The following is a 25,010-nucleotide window of genomic DNA, read 5'->3' as shown; positions in this document are numbered from 1 at the left end:
TCATTTATTTAATTGTTTCGTTCAGATTTAATCTCACCTGTGCGGGGCGCTGCAACATGCGACCTGCCTGTTTTTTGCCGAAAACGGTATCAGTTGCATATAGGGCACCTTGGTAACATCTGTCCAGAGCGACTTGTCAGGTGTTTCCGACATTTCGAACTCCAGGATACCGCCGTTCATGATGTCGGGGTGCGTTATCCAGGGATTGGTGAGTGCACGTCCGTTCAGTGTCACCTTTCGGACATATTTTTTCTCTTTGGTGATGCCCGGCGCCATTACCGCAAACTGCTTGTTGTCGCCAACGGATATCACGGCCTCTTCCCATAAGGGACTGCCGATGAGATAGACACCTGTGGCCGGATTAACCGGGTAAATGCCCAGTGAACTGAATACATACCAGGCCGACATTTGACCGCAGTCTTCGTTGCCGCAATGGCCATAAGGTTCTGGTGCATACATGGTTGTCAGAATTTCACGTATTTTCTCCTGTGCTTTCCATGCTTCGCCGGTATGCAGATAGAGGTATGCCACGTGGTGACTGGGTTCGTTGCCATGCACATATTGTCCAATCATGCCTGTACTGAAAATTGGCAGGTCATCTTCCGGATATGGGTCGTAGGAGAACATGCTGTCCAACCGGGCGCTGAAACGGTCACGCCCCAATTTGTCGCGCAGGGCTTCAATGTGTTGAGGCACAAACCAGAAATAGTGCCACGCATTGCTCTCGCAGTAGTGGTCGGTGTAGTCACGAGCCACAAAATCCTCAAGAAAACTGCCGTTGGCATACTTTGGTCGCAGGAAACCGGTTTCGTCATCGAAATGGTTTTTCCAGTTTTCTGCACGTTTCATAAAGTAGTTGAAGTCATCTGTTTTACCCAACTCTTTGGCCATGATGGCGATGCACCAGTCGTTGTAAGCGTATTCAACGGTTTTGGACACTGACCAGTTTTCGTGGTCGAAGGAGAGGGGCACATAACCCAATTCACGATATTCCTTTATGCCGTGCCCGTCCGACATGGCGTTAGATTTAAGGGCTGCGAATAACTCCTCTGTATCAAACCCTTCCAGCAGGCCTTTAAACCAAGCATCCACAATAACCGGAACGGCATGATAACCAATCATCATATCTGTTTCATTGCCTTGCATGGACCACACTGGCAGAAGTCCGGTTTCACGATAATGGCTCATCATGGATTTAACCATGTGCGGCACCCGGTGGGGGTCCATGATGGTGTATAGCGGATGGGCAGCTCTGAAGGTATCCCAAAGCGAGAAGGTGTCATACTTATCATAACCATCGGCAGAGTGATAGTTGCCATCGGCACCTTTATAATTTCCGTTGGCATCGCTGTATAGTGTCGGTGCCAGCATGGATTGGTAGAGGGTGGTGTAGAAGGTGCGTTTCCACACCTCATTGTCTGATTTTACCCTGATTTTACTGAGTTCGTTTTCCCAGGCATCAGATGCATCCTTACGGATGGCGTCAAAATCCCATCCGGCAGCTTCTTTTCTTATGGCTGCTGCGGCGCCTTCAATGTTTGCGCTGGATATGCCCACCTTCACCACAACCTGCTCACCCGAAGTGGTGGCAAAACGCAGGTCGACCTTTGTGTTTACGCCTTTCACATCGTTGGTATCAACCAATTCGTTGTTAAGGAAAAGCTTGATATGCTTCGCAGGTTTTGAAAATTCTGCCACAAAATAGACGCGCTGGTCGGCGGCCCATCCTGAGGAGTATCGGTAGCCCGATATGGTTCTTTCGTTTTCGATGCGGATAAATGTCTCCACCGGACGGTCCCAATTTAGGGCATAACCCAGGTCGATGATGAAGCCTGAATTGTCATCTTCGGGAAAGGTGTAGCGGTGGATGCCGGTGCGTTGTGTGGCGGTGAGTTCGGCATTTATGCCGTAATCCTGAAGAAATACCTGATAATACCCCGGTTCTGCATGTTCGTTGTCGTGGCTGAAAAGTGAATAGGGGCGGTTACCGTTTTCGGGTGTTGTTTTTGTGGCTTTGCTATTTACCGGTGCCAGAAGAATGTCATAGAGGTCGCCGGCGCCGGTTCCTGAGAGGTGCAAGTGGCTGAATCCGGTGATGATAGAGTCGGGCCAGTAATAGCCAGCGATGCGGTCCCAGCCCGAATATCCGATGTCGGGACTCAGCTGTACCATCCCAAACGGAACGGTGGCACCCGGATAGGTATTACCCGGTCCTTCGGTTCCCATGAATGGATTTACGAGTGAGGTAAGGCGCTCCTCGCCCGGATGCTCCGTGACGGAACATCCGGTTAGGATTGCAATCAATATAAAGATGAAAATCTTATGGTTATGCATTGTTTTGTTTCTATGATAAGCCATTAATATTCAAAAATAATTTCATCAGCAAAAATCCAGGGTCTGTTGCCGGCACCCATGTGCCAATCGGGCAGTTGTGGCATGCTTGTGGCTTTTATCTGGTAATACCTGTAGGTTTGTTTTACCGGAAAAGCAAATTCACGTACAATGGATTCATGTTCGCCTTGCAAGGTCTCGGTGATTGTTTTGCCAATGGAAGTGAAGTTCCGGTTGTCGTTGGAGCCAAAAATCTCTATCTGTTGCGGAATCAGAATCCATGAGCCCACATTCCTCTTAAACGATACCCTTACCTGTGTCACCGGTTTGGCCGCTCCCAAATCAACTGTCACATCCATGTTTCGGTTAAAGCCGAGCCATCGGCCATCGTGGAAATCCTTTGTGCCACGGTAACCGTCGATAAGCGCCATTTCGCCTGCTGCTGTGTAAGGACGCGATGCGGGAATGTTGTATTTAATGGAAGGGAAACCGGTTCCTCTACTATTGAAATGGGCTCTGATAAATTCCCGTGTGAGCAATTCGCTGGGCGTCATACCATCTTTAAAAGCGCGTGCTTTAATCAACGCCGTTTTGTTGAGGCGAATAGGAGAAGTGTACAATGGGTCGGCAGTGGTTGGTTCCTGTCCGTTCATTGTATAGTGTATGTTCACGCCCGGTGTGTTGCACAAAATCTCTATGGTTTTTTCATTGCCAAAGAGTGATTGTGTCTCTTTGATATAGGGTGCGAACACCATTCTCTCTTCGATGGGAGAAAGTCTCAAATCAGCCGGGATGGAGGTCACCGGACGATTTTCCGCCTGGCTGGCCCATTGTTTGTTAGGTTTTTCGCCCATCACGAAAACAAGTTCACCACCATTCATAATCTCCTCATGACGGATAAATGAGCGTTCCAGCGGTTTGCCATTGAGGGTGGCCGATTGAATGTAAAATGCTTTTGGGGTTCTCCCTTTGGCTTTTACTGTGAATTTTTTTCCTTTTGACAGGTTGAAAGTGGTTTCTTCAAACAATGGTGTGCCAATGATATATTCCCCACTTCCCGGAGTTACCGGATAAAAACCTGCCGCAGAGAAGATGTACCAGGCCGAAAGCTGTCCGCAATCTTCGTTTCCGCTGATGCCATCCGGTTTGTCGGTGTAGAGAGAGTCGAGTATCAAGGCCACTCTTTCCTGCGTTTTCCAGGGCTGACCGGCAAAATTATAGAGGTAGGCCACATGGTGACTGGGTTCGTTGCCCTGCGCGTATTGACCGATGAGGCCGGAGATGTCATGTGCATGCTCGTTGGTCACCACCGGCTCCTGGTCGAACATCTCATCAATTTTGGCGGCAAAGGCATCAGCTCCACCCATGAGTTGCTTCAGGCCGGATACATCGTGTGGCGCAAAAAAGGTGTAGTGCCATGAGTTGCCTTCGGTGAAATCACCTGAGCCTAAAATGCTGCTCTCGATGGGGTCGAAAGGTACGCGCCAGCTTCCGTCGGCACGGCGACCTCTCAGGAACCCAACGGATGTGTCAAACACATTGCGGTAGTTTTGCGACCGCTTGATAAACTCCCGGTATATGTCATCTTTTCCAAGTGCTTTGGCCATTTGGGCAATGCACCAGTCGTCGTAGGCGTATTCCACATTTTTCGAAACGCTGTTGCCTTCACGCTCCATTGGGATGAATCCCACTGATTTGTAGTCGGCCAGACCGATGTGGTCCATCATGGCTGATGTAATCATCGCTTCCAGTGCCAATTCGGCATCAAATCCACGTTGTCCTTTTTGCCAGGCATCCCAAATCACAGGGATGGAGTGATATCCAATCATGGTGCCGGTTTCGTTGGCCATTAGTTCCCAGACTGGTAATAAGCCATGCTGCTGATACTGTGTGAGCATGGTGTTGATGAACTCGGTATTACGCTCGGGGTCGATGATGGTGTAGAGCGGGTGCACGGCACGGAAGGTGTCCCACAGCGAAAAGATGGTGTACATCTGATGCGAAGCTGTTGCCTTGTGGATGTTTTTATCCATGCCACGGTAGCGGCCATCCACATCGGTATAGAGATTTGGTACAATCTGTGCGTGGTAAAGTGACGTATAAAACGTTCTCTTTTGTTCAAGCGAAGCCCCTTTGATGGTAACTCTGTTGAGGTGCTGGTTCCACAGTTGGGTGGCATCTTTCAGATACTTGTCGAACTTCCAGTGTGGCGCTTCGGCATTTAGATTCTTAATGGCGCCATCCACATCTACGGCAGAGATACCTGTTTTTACAATCAGTTCATTGTCTTTCAATGGTTCAAAGTCCAGGATGAGCTTCACGCTGCGTCCTTCTGCCCGATTTACGCCTTCTACTATTTCATCGTCGGCCATCAGGGTATATGCCTTGAAAGGAGCTGAGAATCTGATGGCAAAATAGACATACTGGTCGGCAGCCCATCCTTGCGAACGGCGCAGCCCCACCACTTCGTTGTTGTCATTTATTTGGATAAAGCACTCGCGTGGCTGGTCTGAAATGCCGTGTTTTAAATCGATTATAACCGATGAGGTAGTTTGCGAACCGTAGGAGTAGCGGTGAATGCCGGTACGAGGTGTAGCGGTTAGTTCTGCCGTGATGTCGTAATCCTGCAAGTAAACCGAGTAGTATCCGGCGCGGGCATGCTCTCTATCATGTGAAAATCTTGAGCGGTAACCCTCGTCGGGGTTGGCTTTTGAGCCGGGTTCCCATTTGTGCGGGCCGGTAAACGGCATAATCAGGATGTCGCCCAGGTCGGCGCCACCGGTACCGCTCAGGTGCGTGTGTGAGAAGCCCATGATGGAGCTGTCGGAGTAGTGGTAGCCGCTGCACCAGTCCCAGCCTTCAATGCCGGTATCGGGGCTTAGCTGCACCATGCCAAAAGGTGTTGTGGCTCCGGGAAATGTGTGCCCGTGTGCGTCGGTGCCAATCATCGGATCCACATATTTGGTTAAATCTTCGTTGGATTGGCTACAGGCAAGAATGCCGGCCAGGAGCAAAAGAAAATACCAGTGCTGCTTCATGTTGTGTGTGTTGAGTTGGTGTGATTGTGTAAAAATTTGGGTATAAAGTTAATCTTTTGAAAAAAAATAATAAAAGAATATCGCATTTTTTTTAAAAAGTGTAAAACCCACCATAGCTCTTTTGGGTGCATTTTATAGTAATATGTGCCTTGTAAGTATTTGTTAGTCAATGTAAGACATCCTTTTATCTAAGCGCTGATTTCTTTATATTTTATTTCTGGACAGGCAGGTGTAAGTAGTAAATGATGCCAGTTGATGAATAGAAAAGCAGGATATGCCCAGTTATAATGATATAAGTTAGCATAAAGAAAATAATGGACAAGCAAAAAGGGCGTGCTTGCGCTATGCAAAAGGGAACAAAAATTAGTAAATCGAAAGTTGGTTATACGCTCTCTTTTTAGATGACCCACCCACATATAATTGTATATTTGTGTTTATTGATTACCTTATCGCTGAATTTTGATAAATAGAAGCCGCTTGCGGTTCGCGTACACAATTGAAATTAATGTATGAGTGAGCAAATCAAAATCTTGAAACCACGGAAAGCACTGAACAAAGCCTTTCTGAAAGTTAAGCCCAGCAGAACCGAAATAGAATGTTTCAAGAGCAATCTGATTAGATTAATCGGGAAAATTGATGAGATAGAACGAGAAGAGAATCAAAAGAATCATTTAAGAGATTTCTTAAGAGACACCTATTACAAAGATTTATACGAAATAAATACCAAAGACTCCAAGGATTTGGTTATTCACCACGGTAAAACCAACAAATCGGATGTGGGGGTGATTATTGAAGCAAAGCGGCCGGGCAACAAATCGGAGATGATCAGAACCAATGACATCAACAAAAGAGCCTTTCACGAGCTGCTCCTGTACTACCTGAGAGAGCGAATCACCGGGAAAAACCACAACATCAAATACCTGATTGTTTCAAACGTATATGAATGGTTCATTTTTGATGAGAAGCTTTTTGAGCGCCTCTTTGCCCAAAATAAGAGTCTGGTAAAACAGTTTCAGGTGTTTGCCAACAGCGGTAAAACCACCGATGTGTTTTACAGAGAGGTTGCAGAGCCATTCATCGCAGAGATGAAAAGCGACATTGAATTTACGTATTTCGACATACGCGACTACGAAAAGCCGTTGCGCAACAATGATAAAACCGACGACAATAAACTCATCGCGCTGTTTAAACTGCTTTCGCCCGAGCATCTTCTAAACCTCCCGTTTGCCAACGACAGCAACAGCCTCGACAAGCGCTTTTATGGCGAATTGCTCCATCTTATAGGGTTGACCGAAACCAAAGATGGCGGCAAAAAAATCATTGAACGAAACAAAGAAGGACAAAGGCACTCGGGGTCGTTCATCGAGAATGCCATTGTGCAGTTAGACAGCCTCGATAAAATTTCGCGGCTCGAAACGCCATCCCAGTTTGGCGCAAACATGCAGGAGCGACTTTTTAACGTGGCGCTTGAACTCAGCATTACATGGGTTAACCGCATTTTGTTCCTTAAATTACTCGAAGGGCAACTGATTACCTACCATAAGGGCGACAAATCATACGAGTTTCTAAACACCGGGAGAATACAGAATTACGACGATCTGAACAGCCTCTTTTTTCAGGTGCTGGCACGTCAACACAACGAACGCAGCGATGATGTGCGCGAAATGTTTGCCAAAGTGCCTTATTTGAACAGCTCACTGTTTGAACCTACCGAGATGGAGCACATGATGCTGTTTATCAGCAACCTGCGCGACGAGAAAACAATGCCTGTCTATGCGCAAACCGTGTTGAAGGACGACAAAGGCAAACGGCTCACCGGAGAACTTAGCACACTTGATTACCTATTCCGGTTTTTAAGTGCTTACGATTTCTCCTGCGAAGGCAGCGAGGAGATCCAGGAAGAAAACAAAACACTTATCAACGCGTCGGTGCTGGGGCTTATTTTCGAGAAGATTAACGGCTATAAGGATGGTTCGTTTTTTACGCCAGGTTTCATTACCATGTATATGTGTCGCGAAACCATCCGCAAGGCCGTGATTCAGAAATTTAACGATGCCAAAGGTTGGAATTGTACCGATTTAGACACGCTGTACAATAGAATTGAAGACCGCAACGAGGCCAACACCATCATCAACGACCTTAAGATATGCGACCCCGCTGTGGGTTCAGGGCATTTCCTTGTATCGGCTCTTAACGAGATAATTGCCATTAAAAGCGACCTGAGAATACTTCAAGACCGCGATGGGCGGCGACTGAAAGAGTATCATTTTGAAGTGGTGAACGACGAGATGATTGTAACCGACGAAGATGGCGAACTGTTTGAGTATAACCCCCAAAACAAAGAGAGCCAGCGCATACAGGAGACGCTCTTTCACGAAAAACAAACCATCATCGAAAACTGCTTGTTTGGGGTAGACATAAACCCAAACTCCGTGAAAATTTGCCGCTTGCGCCTATGGATTGAACTCTTGAAAAATGCCTACTATATTCAGGATTCATCCGTACAGACGCATTGCAATGTGTCTCATGCAATTCCAATGGAATTGCAAACCCTCCCCAACATCGACATCAACATAAAATGTGGAAACTCACTGGTGAGCCGCTTTGCTTTGGATTCTGATTTAAAGCAAGCGTTAAGAAAGAGTGCGAGCAAATGGACCATTGATGGATACCGCGTTGCGGTACAAACCTATCGCAACGCGCAAAACAAAGAGCAAAAGCGCGAAATGGAGAGGTTGATTAACGATATTAAGTCCAACTTCCGAAGCGAGATAACGCAAAACGACCCCAAGGTAAAACGCCATAATAAGCTCAGTGGCGAGCTGTTTCACTTTACCAACCAGCAGCAACTGTTTGAGATGAGCAAAAAGGAGATAGCCGACTGGAACAAAAAAATTGAAAAACTAACCTCCGACACCAAAAAGCTCGAAGCCGAAATTGAAGAGATTAAAAGCAACAAAATTTTTGATAACGCCTTTGAGTGGCGCTTCGAGTTCCCCGAAGTGCTAAATGATGAGGGTGATTTCATAGGTTTTGATGTGGTGATTGGGAATCCGCCGTATATCAGGCAGGAGGAGTTAAAGGAATTTAAGGGATATTATAAAGAGAATTACAAGTTCCATTCAGGTACTACCGATATATATGTCTATTTTATCGAAAAAGGTTTTGATGTGTTAAAGAGCAAAGGCGTTTTTACATACATTATGCCTAATAAATTTATGCAAGCGGGATATGGACAGCCTGCCCGTATATTTTTATTGGAGCAAAACCTTTTAGAGATTATAGATTTTGGCGACTTTCAGGTGTTTGACGAGGCAACAACATACCCTTGCATCTTGCGAGCAGGAAAGGAAGTGCCAAATGATGAATTTACTTCTGTTAAGATAAAAACATCAGGTTTTACTGATAATTTCACAAACTATGTTGTTTCAAACAGCAATGTAATTAAACAATCTTCTTTAACTTCCGAAACCTGGGTAATCGAAGATTCTGCCTCCCAAACTCTTTTACAGAGAATGCGGGCAAAAGGAGAGAAGTTAGAGACATATATTGGCGATGGTGCAAAACGAGGTGTGCTTACCGGGCTTACAGAAGCATTTTTAATCGACACTGAAACAAAGAATAGTATAATTTCTTCGGATACAAATTCAGCCAGATTAATTAAACCTTTTCTGCTTGGCAGGGACGTTAAGCCTTATGCTACAGAAGACAATAAAAACTGGCTTATACTTATTCCTAAAGGATTTACAATAAAAAGAAATCTCCCACCCGATAACCCTTATTATGTAGCGGAGCCAATGCCCAGATACGGATTTATTGAATATGAAGAAGCGTGGGAATGGCTTATGAAAAACTATCCGGGAGTAGCAGGGCACTTAATCAATTATCGAGATAAAGCTGAAGCAAGAACCGACAAAGGCGATTATTGGTGGGAATTGAGAGCTTGTGATTATTACGACAAATTTGAAAAACCTAAGATTCTTTATCAGGTATTTCAGGTGAAACCATGTTTTATTTTCGATAGTAGCGGAATGTATTGTAATAATTCAATGTGGTTTATTCCTTCTGATGACAAAGTTCTGTTGGGTATATTAAATTCAAAAACTGGTTGGTGGTTAATTTCTAAATATTGCACGGCTATTCAAAATGGGTATCAGTTAATTTGGAAATATTTCAGTCAAATTCCAATTGCAAAAGGTGATGAAAGTGTGCGCATTCAGGTCGAGGGTTTGGTTAATGAAATTATTGAAGCAAAAAAACATAACCCCTCTGCCGACACCACTGCCCTCGAAACCCAAATCGACCAATTGGTTTACCAACTTTACGATTTAACCCCCGAAGAAATCGCCATCATCGAGGCCAGCCTTAAATGATTTGCATCGGCACATTGCCCCGTTAGGGGCAAAATATCGGCAGAAAAAATGTGTGCGTAATGATTGGGATGGGAGTTCAAAGTTTTCTGATGGCCTTATTAAAGTTTGGAAATATCTATACCAAAAAGATATTATGTTGACGGCAAAACTCAATATTTCCGGAGATATGGTTTGGAGTAAATGTTCGGAATCAAAAACATTTATAAAACCGGTAAATCCCTGACGCGGACATCAGGGTTTCAGAACCCTTCCGAAGTGGTTTTCCAGGTGGTTACGCATGGCGTCCCGAAACTTGTCGGCATCTCTTTGAGCCAAAATTTCGACGAGTTCCTTGTGCGACACGTATGTTCTGTCAGAGGCGTTTGTGTTCATGAGCCCACTGGTATACACATAGCTAAACACAGGCAGAAGCAGTTGCTGAAAACCTTTAAGCGTCTCGTTGCCTGTGATGGCGTACAGTCTGCTGTGAAACTCAACCTCATAGTTCACATCAAAAAAAGTGTCACGAGAAGGCGATATCTCATTGCTCACAATGTGCCTGAGGTCTTCAATGTCTTTGTCGGTGGCACGGGCAACTACAAAATCAGCCATTCCAACCTCAATTATCAACCGCATTTCAAACACGTTTCTCAATGTGTTGCTGTCGAGTATTGCCGGAATCATCATCTTTTGCAATACAATAGACATATCCGGGCTGGTGATAATGGTGCCTTTGTGTTTTATCGATTCAATAAGCCCCATGGTTTTCAGACGGTTCAGTGATTCACGTATAACCGTTCTGCTTACTCCCATGGCTTCGGCCAGCTCCATCTCTTTTGGGATTAAGTCTCCAGCTTTCAGATTTTGGTCAATAAACAAACGGATAAGATTCATCTCTGCCTTATCTACTAAGCTACGTGTGTCAATGGCCGTTAGGGCATTTTTTATTTCATCGGTTTTCATGTTGCAAAACTATGAAAAAAGTGTGTTAAAATTTGTTTTTATCCAATTAGAAATTAATTTTGTAATTATGTATGACATATAATCTTGTCAAATTGATAAGTTATTCAAACCCTATGAATCACGTATTGTTTTAACTGCTGGTTTTCGGGATGCTTGTTTTATAAATTTAGAGTTTCGGGTTTGATGGCGTAAGCGATGTAATCATTAATAAAATTTAGATATGAGGGTTTTAAGTAGGTTTTTAGTAGTGTTGTTTGTGGTTTTGGCGGGTTGTGCCGAAGGGAAGGATGTTCCTGAAATCAGCTCATCTGCTATTACACAGAAGAGAGTGCCTGTTTTTATTAACAGGGAGAATAGTGGTCTTGTGTCGATTGATCTTATGGTTGAGGTTGGCGCCAATATACCCCGTTTATCCGGTGTTGAAATGCTCACCAGAAGCGGCGACAATCCGGAAGTTCTCTCATCAATCACTGTAAGACACGAAATAGTGGATGGTTCCGGCGAAGTGGAGAAAACATCTCTGTTGGGCGATATTGAAAAGGTGAAGCAACGCTCGCGTCTTGCCACCAGTGTCACCTTGTCACCAGGTCATCACCGTCTGGTTTTTGATTTTACTGCAGACAAATCGGCATTGCTCGAGAAGAGTTTTTCTGTGGAAACGATACGTTTGTCATTTGCCGGAGGCGGTCGTCTGGAATTGAGCCCCAGTGAGCAGTTTCGTTTTCGCCCTGCTACGGTTTTGCGTGCCGCCGGAGAGGATAATTGCGATACCTATCGTATCCCGGGTCTTGTGACTACAAGCCGCGGAACGCTCATAGCCGTTTACGACAACCGGTATAACAACAGTAAAGATTTACAGGAAGACATTGACGTAGGTATGAGTCGCAGCACCGATGGCGGACAAACCTGGGAACCCATGAAGGTGATTATGGATATGGGCGAATGGGGTGGGCGTTCTCAGCGACTAAACGGCATTGGCGATCCTTGTGTGATTTTTGACCATACGACCAACACCATTTGGGTAGCTGCGTTGTGGATAAGTGGTTCATCACCCGATAAAATGTTGTGGTGGGACTCAAAGCCCGGCATGTCGCCCGAGGAGACCGGTCAGTTTGTGCTCATAAAAAGCACCGATGATGGAAAAACATGGTCAGACCCAATCAACATCACCGAGCAGATAAAAGACCCGGAATGGCAACTTCTGCTGGCAGGCCCCGGACGTGGCATCACACTTGATGATGGCACCATCATTATTCCTGCCCAGTTTAAAAAAGATATTGGCACAAAAGCCATCGATGGCGGACAATTCACATGCCATTCTACAATTGTTTATAGCAAGGATGGTGGCGAAACATGGCATATTGGAACCGGTGCAAAGCCCAATACCACCGAAGCTCAGGTGGTTCAACTGGCCGATGGTGGGTTGATGCTGAATATGCGCGATGATCTTAACCGGATTGAAAAAGGGGAGACCAACGGACGTGCTGTTTCGGTAACCTATGACTTGGGTAAAACATGGATAGCACATCCATCAACCAATGGCACTCTGCATGAACCTAACTGCATGGCCAGCCTAATCGACCATCAGGTAGTTGTAAATGGACGCAATCAGCAGGTGCTTTTCTTTTCTAATCCAAATCACAAAACGCACCGCACCAACATGACCATTAAAACAAGTTTTGATGGTGGTCATACCTGGCCGGAAATTAATCAAGTTGAGCTAAACGAAACACCTGGCTTTGGCTATTCATGTATGACAATGGTAAACAACGAAGTGGTGGGCATTGTCTACGAAGGTGTGAAGGATCTGTTTTTTCAAAAAGTACCTGTTTCCGAGTTGGTGAAGTAAGAATGGAGTTGCAATGTAGGCCTGCCTTTTTTGAGAAGCCAGAGCCCAATCATACGGTGTATGCTTACACCTGGGTATATGCCAATGAACCAATGGAGGCCGGCCTTTATGCCGGGTTTCAGAATTATAGCCGGTTCGAAAATGACCTGCCACCCCCACATGGCAAGTGGGATTATAATGAAAGTCGTATTTGGTTTAATAACAAAGAGTTTTTATGGAGGGTGATTAGGTCACACTCAATTTTTAGCTGTTTCTAAAGGTTGTTTTACTATTAATTTTAACTACTCTAATGTATAAATTTGAAGGACTTATAGCTGCTCCGTTCACCCCGATGGATAATAATGGAGATGTAGTGACGGATTTAATTCCCGAATACTTTAATTTTTTGAATAAAAACGGTGTGGCAGGCGTGTTTATCAACGGCTCCACCGGCGAAGGGGTTTCACTTTCGCAACGCGAACGCCGGGAAACCACTGTGGCCTGGACATCGGCCGCAAAGGGCAGTTCGGTGAAGGTGATTTCATTGGTTGGTGGTACTTCTTACATGGAAAGCATCGAGAATGCACAGCATGCGCAATCGGCCGGTGTAGATGCCATTGCCATTATGGCGCCATATTATTTTAAACCGCCAACAGCGCGTGAGCTGGTTGAGTTTTGCAGGCTTGTAGCGGAGTCGGTGCCCGATTTACCTGTCTATTTTTACCATATCCCGGTGCTTACCGGATGCAACATTTCCATGTACGATTTTCTGGTGGAAGCATCGGGTAAAATTCCCAACCTTGCCGGCGTGAAATATACACACGAAGATTTTATGGATTTTCTGAGTTGTATCCATTTGGAAGATGGACGATTTGACATGCTTTGGGGACGTGATGAAAACTTACTTTCGGCACTGGTGCTGGGAACACGGGCAGCTGTGGGAAGCACTTTTAACTACGCAGCTCCGCTCTATCTGGAAATGATTCGTAGTTTTGCTGAGGGCGATTTGTCCCGCGCGCGTCTGCTTCAGCAGAAATCCATTGACATGATTCGTCTGCTGCCAAAGTATGGCGGTATTGCTACCGGAAAAGCCTACATGAAATATATGGGATTTGATTTTGGAAAATTCCGTTCACCGGTTCGCAACATGGACGATGAAGCTTACGAGCGTTTCCGCAGCGATGTGGATGCCCTTGATATGAAAGATTTGTTTTCGGTGAGATAATTTTAAGATGATTAGATACTAGATGGTGAGATTTGTAGATACATGGTTCATTCACAACTTCTCATCTCTCCAAAAACTAACATCTATAAATCTAACCATCTAACATCTAGCTATCTAATATCTTAACAATGGATTTTTCAAGACTGAAATCACAATATAGAGACGAGTTGTTGCAAAACGTCGTTCCCTTTTGGGAAAAGCACTCACCCGACCGCGTACATGGGGGCTATTTTACCTGTCTTGAGCGCGACGGGCGGGTGTTTGACACAGATAAGTTTATCTGGCTGCAAGGTCGTCAGGTGTGGATGTTTTCCACCCTGTTTAACCGTGTGGAGCAAAAAGAGCAATGGCTCGATATGGCCCAGTTGGGAGCCGGATTTTTAAAGAAATATGGTCACGATGGAGCTTACAACTGGTATTTTTCTCTCACGCGTGAAGGGAAACCATTAATCGAACCCTACAACATATTCTCTGATTGCTTTGCCACAATGGCTTTTGGACAGTTGTTCAAAGCCACCGGAAACGACGAGTATGCACACATTGCCAAATCAACTTTTGAGAATATCCTTAAAAGAGCTGATAATCCCAAAGGCCGGTTTACAAAGACTTTTCCTGATACACGGCCACTTAAGGGGTTTTCGCTTCCAATGATTTTGTGCAACCTGGCACTCGAAATTGAACATTTACTGCCTTCTGATTTGGTTGAGAAAACCATTGAGCAGGTGTTGCATGAGGTGATGGAGGTTTTCTATCAACAGGAAACCGGTTTAATTCTGGAGAATGTGGATCCCGATGGTAGTTTTTCCGATTCGTTTGAAGGACGACTAATCAATCCCGGCCATGGCATCGAAGCCATGTGGTTTGTGATGGATTTGTCTGTTCGGCTTGGACGACCGGAGCTGGCTGAAAAGGCTGTGCAGATTGTTTTGCGCACCTTAGAGTATGGCTGGGACAAGGAGCACGATGGTATTTTTTATTTCCTGGATGTGAAAGGTGCTCCGCCACAACAACTCGAGTGGGACCAAAAGTTGTGGTGGGTTCACATTGAAACACTCATCAGCCTTATAAAAGGTTGTCAACTAACTGGTAACGAGCAGTGTCGCGAGTGGTTTGAGCGGGTGCACAACTATACCTGGTCGCATTTTACCGATGCCGACCATGGTGAGTGGTTTGGCTACCTGAATCGCCGTGGTGAAGTGCTTCTTCCTCTGAAAGGCGGGAAATGGAAAGGTTGTTTCCATGTGCCGCGCGGATTGTTACAGGTATGGAAAACACTTGAGGCGATAGAACAATCTCCACACTAATTATAAAGAGTTTCAAACGTTTGAAAAGTAAGTTATGACGATATTGAGAATGCGAGGTGTTTGGTGTTTGTTGGCAATTTTTATCATGATTAACATAGCCACGGCTGCCAACGAGATGGGCATTAACAGAGTCTCACAAAATAAGGCGTGGACATATAATCTTTCCGGAGTTGCAGAGTTGCAGGAAGGATTGGCTGGCAGTTTCACCGGCTTGCAAAATGGGCGGCTTATCATGGCCGGCGGCACTGCGTTTCCCAACGGTAAGCCGTGGGAAGGTGACATAAAGTATTTCTCTGACGTCATAACGGTTCTCGAACGCGATACAAATGGCGAATGGCAAATGGTTTATCAGAGCCACGACATGCCAATGGCCGTTGGTGAGGGCGCTTCTGTTTCGCTGCCAGGTGGTTTGGTGTGTATTGGTGGTCAGACTGGTGATGGGCATAGCCGCTCGGTGTTTATGCTTGCTTTTGACGGCCTGAAGCCTGTGGTTACCTCACTGCCCGATTTGCCGCAGTCGCTCCGAAGTAGCTCTGCTGCGGCTATCGGTAGCCGTATTTATGTGGCTGGTGGTGAATCTCCTGACGGCCCGTCAGATGGTTTTTTTATGATGGATTTGATGAGGCAGGATGCCAGTTGGCAACGATTACCATCGTTACCGGTCGCTTTGAGTGGCGCATCTCTTGTGGCTCAAATGGATGGCGAAGAGGTGGCTCTGTTTCTGTTTGGCGGACGCGCAAGGCATGCGTCTGAGCCGTTAACTTCTTTTTATTCTGCAGTGTATCATTACCGGCCATCAAACGGAAATTGGATACAGAGAAAAGCAATACGGGATGAAGAAGGGAATCACCTGCCTCTGGCAATGGCCACTGCCGTGCCAATTGGAGCCTCGCACGTTTTACTGGCCGGCGGCGATGAGGGAACTGTTTTCAATCAGGTTGAGGCAGCCATTAACGCCATCGCAACGGGCGATGAAAATGCCATCCTACGTCGCGACAGCCTTTGGATAAATCATTCTGGTTTTTTCGACAGATTGCTGGTGTATAACACCGTGACCGACGCGTGGTTCGATGCTGGTGCGCTTAGCAGTCCGGTGGCGGTGGCCACTCCTGTGTGGCGCGGAAACACTGTGTGGATAACCGGAGGGGAACAGAGGCCTGGCATCCGCAGTGCATTTGTGCAGGAGATAACACTGTCAGTTCATACCGGTTTTGGATGGGTCAACTATCTAGTGTTGGGCGTTTACTTTATTGGTATGCTCATGCTGGGCTTTTATTTTATGAGTCGTGAGAATGACACCAACGACTTTTTTAAAGCTGGTGGACGCATCCCCTGGTGGGCCGCCGGTATCAGTATTTTCGCCACCACTCTCAGTGCCATCACTTTTATTGCCATTCCTGCAAAAACGTATGCGGCCGACTGGCGCATGCTCGTATTCAACTTAACCATCATATTGATTGCGCCGGTGGTCATTCGGTTTTTTCTTCCCTTTTTTCAACGGTTTAATTTCGATACAGCCTATCAATACCTTGAGATGCGCTTTAACCGCACGGTGCGTTGGCTTGCTTCGCTTTTGTTCATCTTTTTTATGGTGAGCCGCATTGCCATTGTACTCTTTTTGCCTTCGCTGGCGCTTCATGCAGTCACAGGATTCAATGTCTATTTTGCTATCATTATCATGGGGGTTGTCACCATTGTGTATTGTACCAGCGGCGGCATCGAGGCTGTGGTGTGGGGCGATGTGATACAGGGGTTTATCCTGGTTGGTGGCGCACTCGTGGCATTTTTTTATATGATGAGTGGCATCGATGGAGGTATTGGTACCTTCTGGAGCAACGCCATGGATAATGATAAATTTCGAACCTTCGATTTTAGATTTGACTTTACACAGCCCGTTTTTTGGGTTGTACTTATTGGCGGCCTGGCCAATACGCTAATCTCTTACACCAGCGACCAAAGTGTGGTGCAGCGCTACATGACCACTCGCGACGAAAAGGCTACGGCGCGCAGCATCTGGTTGAATGGCTTTCTGAGTATTCCGGTTTCTTTGTTGTTCTTTTTGCTTGGTACCGGTCTTTACGCGTTTTATATTGCCAATCCAGCTCAGTTAGGCGTAGTAAACCCCAACATCGATTCGGTATTTCCTCAGTTTATTGTGTCAGAAATGCCATCTGGCGTTGCCGGAATATTGATTGCAGCAATTTTTGCAGCGGCCATGTCAACTTTATCTTCCAATATCAATTCAGTATCGGCTGTGGTCACCAACGATTTTTATAAAACGCTAAGTACTCGGGTTGAATCCCGAAAAAGTATGCAGGTGGCGCGCTGGTCCGGCATCTTAATTGGTGTTTTTGGTATCGGGATGGCGCTGATTCTGGCTACCTGGAACATTGCCTCGCTTTGGGACCAGTTTAACACCTTCCTGGGACTGCTCACAGGTGGTTTAGGCGCACTGTTTATCATGGGTATTTTCTTCAAACGAATTGGCAGTGTTGCTGCATTGATTGGTGTGGCCGCCGGTTTAATCGTTCTGGTAGTGGTCAAAAACCATACTTCGCTTAGCTTCCTCATGTATGGCTTTGTTGGCATGTTTTCCAGCGTGGCAATAGGTTGGATTATGAGTTTTATTTTTCCCAACAAAAATGAGCTGGGAGGCTTCACCTGGAAGACAATAAGGAAGGGATGATTTTGTTATTTTAGATAGATTTGCAAAATATTACAAAAAGTCAAATCTGTTCGAGTAAAAATTTGTAAATTTGAATAAGGAAAAAATGCTTTAATTCCCTTTCTTATTCAAAAAAACATCTATTGCATGTATCAGTTTGATAAGGTGATATCCCGTGAGGGAACCCAATCTGTGAAATACGACAATCGCGAGTGTGAGTTTGGTGAGCCTGACGTGATGCCATTTTGGATAGCGGATATGGATTTTGAAGTGCCGCCAGCTGTCCACAATGCCATTATGAAAAGAGCTGCGCATCCGGTGTTTGGTTATACCGGCACGCCGAATGTGTGTTATGACTCTATTTGCAATTGGGTTTTTAAACGCTACAGCTGGCAAATAGAGCCTGAATGGATTGAGTTCAGCACAGGCGTAGTGCCACTGTTGTCGTATGCCGTGCAGGCGTTTACCATGCCTGGTGATGGGGTTGTGGTTCAACCACCGGTTTATCCGCCCTTTTTTAGCGTGATACGTGAGCATGACCGCCGGGTAATTGAGAATCCCCTTCGTGAAACAGCAACCGGATATGTCATTGACTTTGATAATCTGGAGGAGATCACCAGACCAGATGATGTGAAGGTGTTTTTTTTATGTAATCCGCACAACCCGGTCGGACGGGTGTGGCGCCCTTCTGAATTGGAACGTATTGGTGCAATTTGTCTTAATAACAATGTGATTATAGTTTCTGATGAGATCCATTGTGACCTCACGCTTTTTGACAACCAACATACGCCCATGGCTTCGATGTCGCATGATGTAGCTCAAATTACAGTCACATGTATGTCGCCGGGTAAAACTTTTAATTTGGCCGGACTTTCAACTGCATATCTCATTGCGTCTAACCCGTCACTTCTGAAAAGCATGCGCAGGCTCATGCGGGGCTGCCATGTGAATACAGCAAGTATTTTTGGTACGCTGGCTATGCAAACGGCCTATTGCATGTGCGATGATTGGCTCAGTGAACTTAAATTGTATCTGGAGAATAATATTCTTCAATCGATAGATTTTATTAAAAACAACCTGTCTTCGGTGCAGGTTGTCAAACCGGATGCTACCTTTTTGTTATGGCTCGATTTCCGTTCATGGCAAATGACTCAACAGGAATTGAAGAGTTTTCTTGTGAAGGAAGCACGCCTTGGTTTCAATGATGGTATGTGCTTTGGAACGGGTGGTGAGGGTTTTATGCGTATGAATATTGGCGCGCCATGGAGTGTGGTGCAGGAGGGATTGTTTAGCTTGTGCGAAGCTGCATCGCAACTAGATATTCACGAGCGCTTCAATTCGTCTGTGCCTCAAAATGTTTGAATCAATCTGTATTTGAAAAACAACAGTCGGAAATAGTGTCTTTAGTATGAAGTATTTATCTCTCATTTTTGTATTGGTTTTTGCAGCTTGCAATAAACCGGAAGTAATCTGTTTTTCTCATTTTCTGGAAGCTTCTGCTTCCGATGGAAATGCTTCTGTTGCTGCTCAGGCTCTCACAGATTATCTAAAGGAAAGAAAATCTGAAAAACCTGTAATTGTTAGGTTTGAACCCATCAGATATGATTTTTATCCCGATGGCGCTGCCCTTCGCGAGTACTACATCTCTAACCATGATCAGGATAACCCCAAAACGGTGGGTTTTGCATTCGAGAATCTTTCAAACGTGACCATTGATGGGGCAGGCGCCGATTTTATTTTCCATGGGCGCATGCTGCCGGTGGCTATAGTAAACTGCAACAACGTGTTGATGAAGAATCTATCCATCGATTTTGAGCTGCCTCATATTCGTCAGCTCGAGGTTGTTGAAGTTGATTCAGAAAATGGCTATTTTACTGCTGATGTCTATCCCAAAGGGAACTATCTGATAAATGAAGATGGCCGGTTATCATTCACAGGAGTCAAATATGAGATTGCGCCGCAAAGCAGCATGTCGTTCAGTAAGGATGGTAGATTAACCTACCGTAGAAGTGTCGTGACTTTTAATCCCAGTAATGTGGACGAGCTCAACGCGGATTTTCTTAAGATTGAGGGTTGGCAGGCCGATGTTGTTATGCCGGGCGACAGGTTTGTGCTGCGCTCCTATTATCGCCCCACACCTGGAGTTTTTGTTTCACTGTCTAAAGATACTGGTTTCGAAAATGTTACCGTTCATTATGCCGAAGGTATGGGCTTATTGGCACAGATGAGCGAAAACTTTCTGCTCGATGGTTTTAATGTGGCATTACGTGAAGGAAGTCGCCGTGTTTTTACCACTCAGGCCGATGCTACCCATTTCTCGGCCTGCAAAGGTGTCATCATTTCCCGCAACGGATTGTATGAAGGCATGGCCGATGATGCCATCAATGTACACGGTACCTACTTGAAAATTACTGACCAGCTTGACAACCATACGGTGATTGGCCGATACATGCACCATCAGGCCTGGGGGTTTTTATGGGGCGAGCCTGGCGATTCGGTTCAGTTTGTGCAAACCACCCGAATGGAGTTGGCTGGCGTAAAAAACACTATAAAGCGTATTGAACCCTATGATTGTGAAGCTACGCATGGCGCCCGGGAGTTTTTGATTGTTTTTAGCGAGCCTTTGGGCGAAGGGTTTAGGGTGGAGAATGAAATGGCTGTTGAAAATCTTACATGGACACCCGAAGTGGTATTCAGCAACAATGTGGTGCGCAATAACCGGGCACGAGGCGTTCTCTTTAGCACGCCCAAGCGGGTGATTTGTGAGCATAATCTGTTCGACCATACCCATGGCACTGCCATTTTGCTGTGTGGCGATGCCAATGGATGGTACGAAACCGGTGCCTGTCGCGAAGTCATTATCCGGGGTAACCGGTTTGTAAATGCGCTAACAGCCTACTACCAATTCACCAACGCCGTAATATCTATTTATCCTGAAATTCCTGATTTGGCTGGACAAACAAAATATTTTCATTCCGGAATTGTGATTGAGGATAATCTGTTTGAGACCTTCGACAGACCACTGGTTTATGCTAAATCGGTTGATGGATTAATTTTTCGCAATAACCGTGTGGTTTCAAATATGGCGTTTGAGCCTTTTCATTGGAATACGCACAGGTTCTTTTTTGAAAGGGTGAATAATGTGGAGATCCACGAAAATGCGTTCGACTTCACGTTCAATCCTGATACTGATTTGCGGATAGAGAAATCTGCGATTGATGCAGTTGTCATTCATTAATTTTTATGTGATGGCAAGCTTCGACGCATCTATTTATCTTACGTCTGGCTATCTATCATCAAAAACCAATTACCAGCATAACCCGAAAAACACTTTTGATGTTAATTTGAAGAGGCAATAAAAATCGTTGACACCATTTTTTTATCAGTTTGTCAAATTATTCCTGATATTTTTCGAGTTCTTAAATCCACCGTCTTGACGCTTTTTTTTAGTGTTTTGGCTGCTTTTCGTCGATGACAGAAATCGCTGTTAAGTCAATGTACTGAATCTGTGACTTAGTGATAACCTTCATTTTTACTATATTCGAATAAGATTGGAAAAATTGAAGCGTTTAGAGAGCATAACTGCGTGGTTTCGTGAAGTATTTTTTTGGTGGATTGCAGGAATATAATACAATTGGTTTGATGGGGCGATTAATCCATAATGTTGTAATTGTTTTTGTTTTGATGGCGTACTTCGGGAATGGTGCGGCTTATGGTCGTTATGTTTCTGATAGTGTGCGCTTTGAGTTATATGACAAATCGCAGGGGCTTGTGCATCCTTTTATACGTTCTGTGGCGCAGGATCACCAGGGGTATATGTGGATTGGAACTTCGGAAGGACTTCACAGGTATGATGGCGTGGCTTTTGATGTGTTCCGCAACCAACCTGATGATTCGCTCTCCATTCCATCCAATGGCATCCGTGCTATCTATGCCGACCCATCCGGAAACGCCCTTTGGCTGGGAACAAATAAAGGCAGTCTTGTGCAGCTCAATCTGGCATCTTATCATTTTCGTGAAATAGCGGTTCACGGCGATGCGCAACAGGCTTATGGCGGATTAATCAACGCCCTGTTTGTTGAAGATGGCTGGGCTTTTGTGGGAACCAGTCAGAAACTATTTGCGGTTGAATTATCATCAGGGAAGGTTCAAATTCTATCTCCCGGAAATGTAGAACGCAACTTACGGGTTAGCGTCATTCAAAAAGTATATGGCCGCAGGTTGGTGGGTACTTCCCATGGCTTGTTTGAAATCTCTGGTTTTGGGGATCATGATCAACCTTTTCATCTGATTGAAACAGTTGTAAAGACAGATGTGCTCTCCATCTCCGAATGGACTGATGGAAACATGCTCATCACGTCTCCCGATGAATTAAAATCAGTAAATGCGAGCGGACAAATCACAGTTTTAAAGCGTCGTGAGGAGCTTCAAAGCTACCTTACCGGCCATGTGGTAGATAACCAGAAGAATATCTGGATTGGAACGCGCTACATGGGACTTTATTATTTTCAATACAGAACAGGTGAGGTGGTGAATTTTGCCTTTAATCCAGGTAATCCGCTCAGCTTGCCCGACAATGACATAAAAACCCTCTTTTTTCTGAAAGACCAATCTATTTTATGGATAGGCACTAAGAATGGCCTTGCAAAGTACGACTATAACCGAATTAAATTCAAAGCGTTTGACCTGAGAGTGCATTCGAATTCTCCATCGCCCAGCGTCTATATGTTGTTTAAGGATTCGGAAAAAACCTATTGGTTCTCTACTTTCGATGGGCTCTATTTAAAGCGTGCCAGCGAAACTCAATTTAGTAAGTTTGACACCAGGTACGATATCCGTTTCTTTACAAGGATGGTGGAAGACGATTCCAAAAATCTCTGGATTGGTACATTTGATGGCATAATCAACTTGGATTTGCTAACCGGCAGGCATAGATTGATTCGCCTGTCGCAGCCTCACATAAATTCAGATTATCTGAATAGAATAAACGGTATGATAAAAGGTGATGGAGATGTGCTTTGGTTGAGTACCGATTGCGGTGTAGTTAGGTATAATACAAAAAGTGATGATTACGACCATTATCCTCTGCCACATATTTTTATGGGCAACGGGCACTACAGATTAACCGATGTAGCGTTGGCCGGCGACTCTATATTGTGGATTGGATCTCAAAATGGTATCCTCTTCCAATTAAATGTCCAAACCGGAGATTTTAAGTGGTTTCAGGTAGCCGAAGGCAGTGGAGGTTTTTTGCAGTCAAACCATATCACCAAGGTCACCATTGATAAAAGAGGACGAATTTGGTTGGGGACCTATGGTTCTGGGTTGTTGCGGTTTGATGAAATTACCGGAAAAGCAGATTTTAGTCACGCCAAAGACTTTTTAGCGAGTGATGTTTTTGGTGTAATCAGTGATTGTGACGGGCGTCTCTGGATCAGCAATAACTTTGGTGTATGTGTCTATGAACCTGACATACGCAACATCCGTCAGTATGAGGCAGCAGAAGGAACATTTTGCAGCGAGTTTAATGAAGGCGCATTCTACCAGTCAGCTGATAGTCAGCTGTTGATGTTTGGTGGTTCCAATGGATTTGTCGAATTTAATCCATGTGATTTTAAGTTTAATACGTTTGTTCCTCCCGTAAGGATTTCATCCTACGCTTTCGGGTTTGAGAATGTGATGCTGGTTAACCAGGGTTTTCTCGATGTAAAATACGATGATGCCAGAGAGATAAGGATTGAAAGAGGTAATGGTGAGATTGTTTTCTTTCCCGGAGTACTTAGCTATAGTTTGTCATCAAAGAACCGCTTTGCATGGAAGCTGGAGGGTTATGATACCAAGTGGGACACCGCTCTGGCCATTATTCCGGTACGATATACCAATCTTACTGAAGGCACGTACCGCTTTCTTTTTAAGGGAAGCAACAGCGATGGTGTTTGGTCCGATGAGGTAAATGAAATTGTTGTAAAGGTTATACCTCCCTTCTTCGAAAGTCGCTTGTTTCGTATTGTGGTTATTATTTTGATTGTCATCATACTCGTATTTTTATATTATTTGGGTTTGAAAGTTCTTTTGTGGCAGAAAAAGCGACTTGAAGTGTTGGTGAAAGAGCGCACACAGGAATTGGAACTGTCAAATACAGAATTAGAACAATCTCGTGAAGAGATATGGCTGCAGAAGCAGGAGCTGGAAAACCATCGTAACATATTGGAGCACGAAGTGAAGGAGCGCACGCTGGATCTGCTGGTAGCCAAGGAGAAGGCCGAGGAGTCGGACAGGCTCAAAACAGCATTTCTGGCCAACCTGTCGCACGAGGTACGCACACCCATGAATGCCATCATCGGGTTCTCAAATCTTCTGGCTGACCCTTTCTTTTCTGAGGATGATAAAAAATCGTTCATTAAAATTATTCAGGACAGTGGCGAAAGTCTTTTGGTACTTATTAACGACATTCTTGACGTATCGCTTATTGAAGCAGGCCAACTTAAAACCTCTAAAAAGGAGTTTCTGCTTAAGCCATTTCTCGATTCTTTGTTTCGCATTGCTGCCATTCAGTTTCGCTCAAACAATCTTGATTTCAGTATTAACTCGGATGAGATTGCCGACAAAGATCGCATTGATACTGACTCAGAGAGGTTAAAACAGGTGTTGTTTAACTTTATAAACAATGCCCGTAAGTTTACAGCCGAAGGTTACGTGAGTCTTACGGTTCGGAAAGTCTCAAGAAGTACACTTGCCAATTATTTCAACACTGATCCCAATGATTTGCCCGCGTCTGCCTATCTCTTCCTCATTCAGGATACGGGCATAGGAATAGATGAAGCCTCTTTTGAGGAGCTATTTATTCCATTCCGTAAGCTTCATAATAAAACGCGTCTCTTCGAAGGCATTGGATTGGGTCTGAGCATTTCCAAACGGCTCATTACTTTGCTCGATGGCGATGTTTGGCTCACCTCCCAAAAAGGTAAAGGAACCACATTCTATTTTTATCTTCCTGATAATCAATAAATACATGTTGCTGATTTTGCTGCGCACTGTTTATTCTTAAACATGTCAATGGCGTAACACCGCAGCGAAATCGCATTTCATGTAATCCTCCACCACTAAGTCTGCGAAAAGAATTAATTGTTTGCCGATGTTGGTTTAGCACTTTATCCTTTCCATCGAAAACCCTTGTGCCTAGCGATTTTTTCTATCAGTAATTTTATCATTAGGCTATACAATAATAAACAGGTACTTTGATTCTATACATACTTAACAACTTTTTCTTACTTTTGCATAAGTATGACATAATTCATTATAGA

Annotated in this window: 12 protein-coding genes; 9 read left to right on the top strand and 3 right to left on the bottom strand. The window is 44.9% G+C overall.

What is annotated here, in order from left to right:
• Window positions 1-33 precede the first annotated feature (33 nt).
• Together ALKIM_RS17640 and ALKIM_RS0104625 are read right to left on the bottom strand one after the other, a co-directional pair.
• Window positions 34-2,334 (bottom strand): GH92 family glycosyl hydrolase, encoded by a 2,301-nt coding sequence (locus tag ALKIM_RS17640; protein WP_084555946.1) that lies wholly within the window; start codon window positions 2,332-2,334, stop codon window positions 34-36.
• A 23-nt stretch (window positions 2,335-2,357) separates the two neighbouring features.
• Entirely contained in the window at window positions 2,358-5,369 is a 3,012-nt protein-coding gene (locus ALKIM_RS0104625; RefSeq protein ID WP_026473620.1) for a GH92 family glycosyl hydrolase, read from the bottom strand.
• Between the two features lie 509 nt (window positions 5,370-5,878).
• On the opposite strand from ALKIM_RS0104625, the gene ALKIM_RS0104620 reads away from it, so the two are divergent.
• Window positions 5,879-9,742 carry a class I SAM-dependent DNA methyltransferase gene (locus tag ALKIM_RS0104620; RefSeq protein ID WP_026473619.1) on the top strand — a complete coding sequence of 1,288 codons (3,864 nt, stop codon included), beginning with the start codon at window positions 5,879-5,881 and terminating at the stop codon, window positions 9,740-9,742.
• 231 nt (window positions 9,743-9,973) lie between these two features.
• On the opposite strand, the gene ALKIM_RS0104615 is transcribed toward ALKIM_RS0104620, so the two are convergent.
• Window positions 9,974-10,684 (bottom strand): FadR/GntR family transcriptional regulator, encoded by a 711-nt coding sequence (locus ALKIM_RS0104615; RefSeq protein ID WP_026473618.1) that lies wholly within the window; start codon window positions 10,682-10,684, stop codon window positions 9,974-9,976.
• A 220-nt stretch (window positions 10,685-10,904) separates the two neighbouring features.
• Between ALKIM_RS0104615 and ALKIM_RS0104605 the strand changes: the two genes are divergently transcribed.
• From ALKIM_RS0104605 to ALKIM_RS0104565, 8 genes are all read left to right on the top strand, one after another.
• A complete protein-coding gene (locus tag ALKIM_RS0104605) occupies window positions 10,905-12,533 on the top strand; it encodes a sialidase family protein (RefSeq protein WP_026473617.1) in 1,629 nt (542 codons plus the stop codon).
• Window positions 12,534-12,535: 2 nt separating this feature from the next.
• Entirely contained in the window at window positions 12,536-12,790 is a 255-nt protein-coding gene (locus tag ALKIM_RS0104600) for a hypothetical protein (protein ID WP_026473616.1), read from the top strand.
• Window positions 12,791-12,822: 32 nt separating this feature from the next.
• Window positions 12,823-13,737, top strand: a complete 915-nt coding sequence (locus tag ALKIM_RS0104595) for a dihydrodipicolinate synthase family protein (RefSeq protein WP_084555803.1) — start codon at window positions 12,823-12,825, stop codon at window positions 13,735-13,737.
• A 128-nt stretch (window positions 13,738-13,865) separates the two neighbouring features.
• Window positions 13,866-15,041, top strand: coding sequence for an AGE family epimerase/isomerase (locus ALKIM_RS0104590; protein ID WP_026473614.1), 1,176 nt, complete (start codon window positions 13,866-13,868; stop codon window positions 15,039-15,041).
• Between the two features lie 34 nt (window positions 15,042-15,075).
• Entirely contained in the window at window positions 15,076-17,727 is a 2,652-nt protein-coding gene (locus ALKIM_RS0104585; RefSeq protein ID WP_026473613.1) for a sodium:solute symporter family transporter, read from the top strand.
• Window positions 17,728-17,853: 126 nt separating this feature from the next.
• On the top strand, window positions 17,854-19,068 hold the full coding sequence (locus ALKIM_RS17635; protein WP_044117746.1) for a MalY/PatB family protein: 1,215 nt from the start codon (window positions 17,854-17,856) through the stop codon (window positions 19,066-19,068).
• A 46-nt stretch (window positions 19,069-19,114) separates the two neighbouring features.
• Window positions 19,115-20,944: an alpha-1,3-galactosidase-related protein gene (locus tag ALKIM_RS0104575; RefSeq protein ID WP_026473612.1), complete on the top strand. Its 1,830-nt coding sequence runs from the start codon at window positions 19,115-19,117 to the stop codon at window positions 20,942-20,944.
• 356 nt (window positions 20,945-21,300) lie between these two features.
• Window positions 21,301-24,714: a hybrid sensor histidine kinase/response regulator gene (locus ALKIM_RS0104565; protein ID WP_052345393.1), complete on the top strand. Its 3,414-nt coding sequence runs from the start codon at window positions 21,301-21,303 to the stop codon at window positions 24,712-24,714.
• The last annotated feature ends 296 nt before the right edge of the window (window positions 24,715-25,010 follow it).

Source organism: Alkaliflexus imshenetskii DSM 15055, from assembly GCF_000517065.1.
Lineage (GTDB): Bacteria > Bacteroidota > Bacteroidia > Bacteroidales > Marinilabiliaceae > Alkaliflexus > Alkaliflexus imshenetskii.
The sequence above is the reverse complement of the archived record's forward strand: the minus strand, read 5'-3'. Positions and strand labels throughout refer to the sequence as shown.

What these genes read in the sequence shown, in the direction of transcription:
- ALKIM_RS0104620 (WP_026473619.1), top strand. Translation starts at nt 5,879, where the DNA reads ATGAGTGAGCAAATCAAAATCTTGAAACCACGGAAAGCACTGAACAAA.
- ALKIM_RS0104605 (WP_026473617.1), top strand. Translation starts at nt 10,905, where the DNA reads ATGAGGGTTTTAAGTAGGTTTTTAGTAGTGTTGTTTGTGGTTTTGGCG.
- ALKIM_RS17640 (WP_084555946.1), bottom strand. Translation starts at nt 2,334, where the DNA reads ATGCATAACCATAAGATTTTCATCTTTATATTGATTGCAATCCTAACC.
- ALKIM_RS0104625 (WP_026473620.1), bottom strand. Translation starts at nt 5,369, where the DNA reads ATGAAGCAGCACTGGTATTTTCTTTTGCTCCTGGCCGGCATTCTTGCC.
- ALKIM_RS17635 (WP_044117746.1), top strand. Translation starts at nt 17,854, where the DNA reads ATGTATCAGTTTGATAAGGTGATATCCCGTGAGGGAACCCAATCTGTG.
- ALKIM_RS0104600 (WP_026473616.1), top strand. Translation starts at nt 12,536, where the DNA reads ATGGAGTTGCAATGTAGGCCTGCCTTTTTTGAGAAGCCAGAGCCCAAT.
- ALKIM_RS0104585 (WP_026473613.1), top strand. Translation starts at nt 15,076, where the DNA reads ATGACGATATTGAGAATGCGAGGTGTTTGGTGTTTGTTGGCAATTTTT.
- ALKIM_RS0104590 (WP_026473614.1), top strand. Translation starts at nt 13,866, where the DNA reads ATGGATTTTTCAAGACTGAAATCACAATATAGAGACGAGTTGTTGCAA.
- ALKIM_RS0104575 (WP_026473612.1), top strand. Translation starts at nt 19,115, where the DNA reads ATGAAGTATTTATCTCTCATTTTTGTATTGGTTTTTGCAGCTTGCAAT.
- ALKIM_RS0104615 (WP_026473618.1), bottom strand. Translation starts at nt 10,684, where the DNA reads ATGAAAACCGATGAAATAAAAAATGCCCTAACGGCCATTGACACACGT.
- ALKIM_RS0104595 (WP_084555803.1), top strand. Translation starts at nt 12,823, where the DNA reads ATGTATAAATTTGAAGGACTTATAGCTGCTCCGTTCACCCCGATGGAT.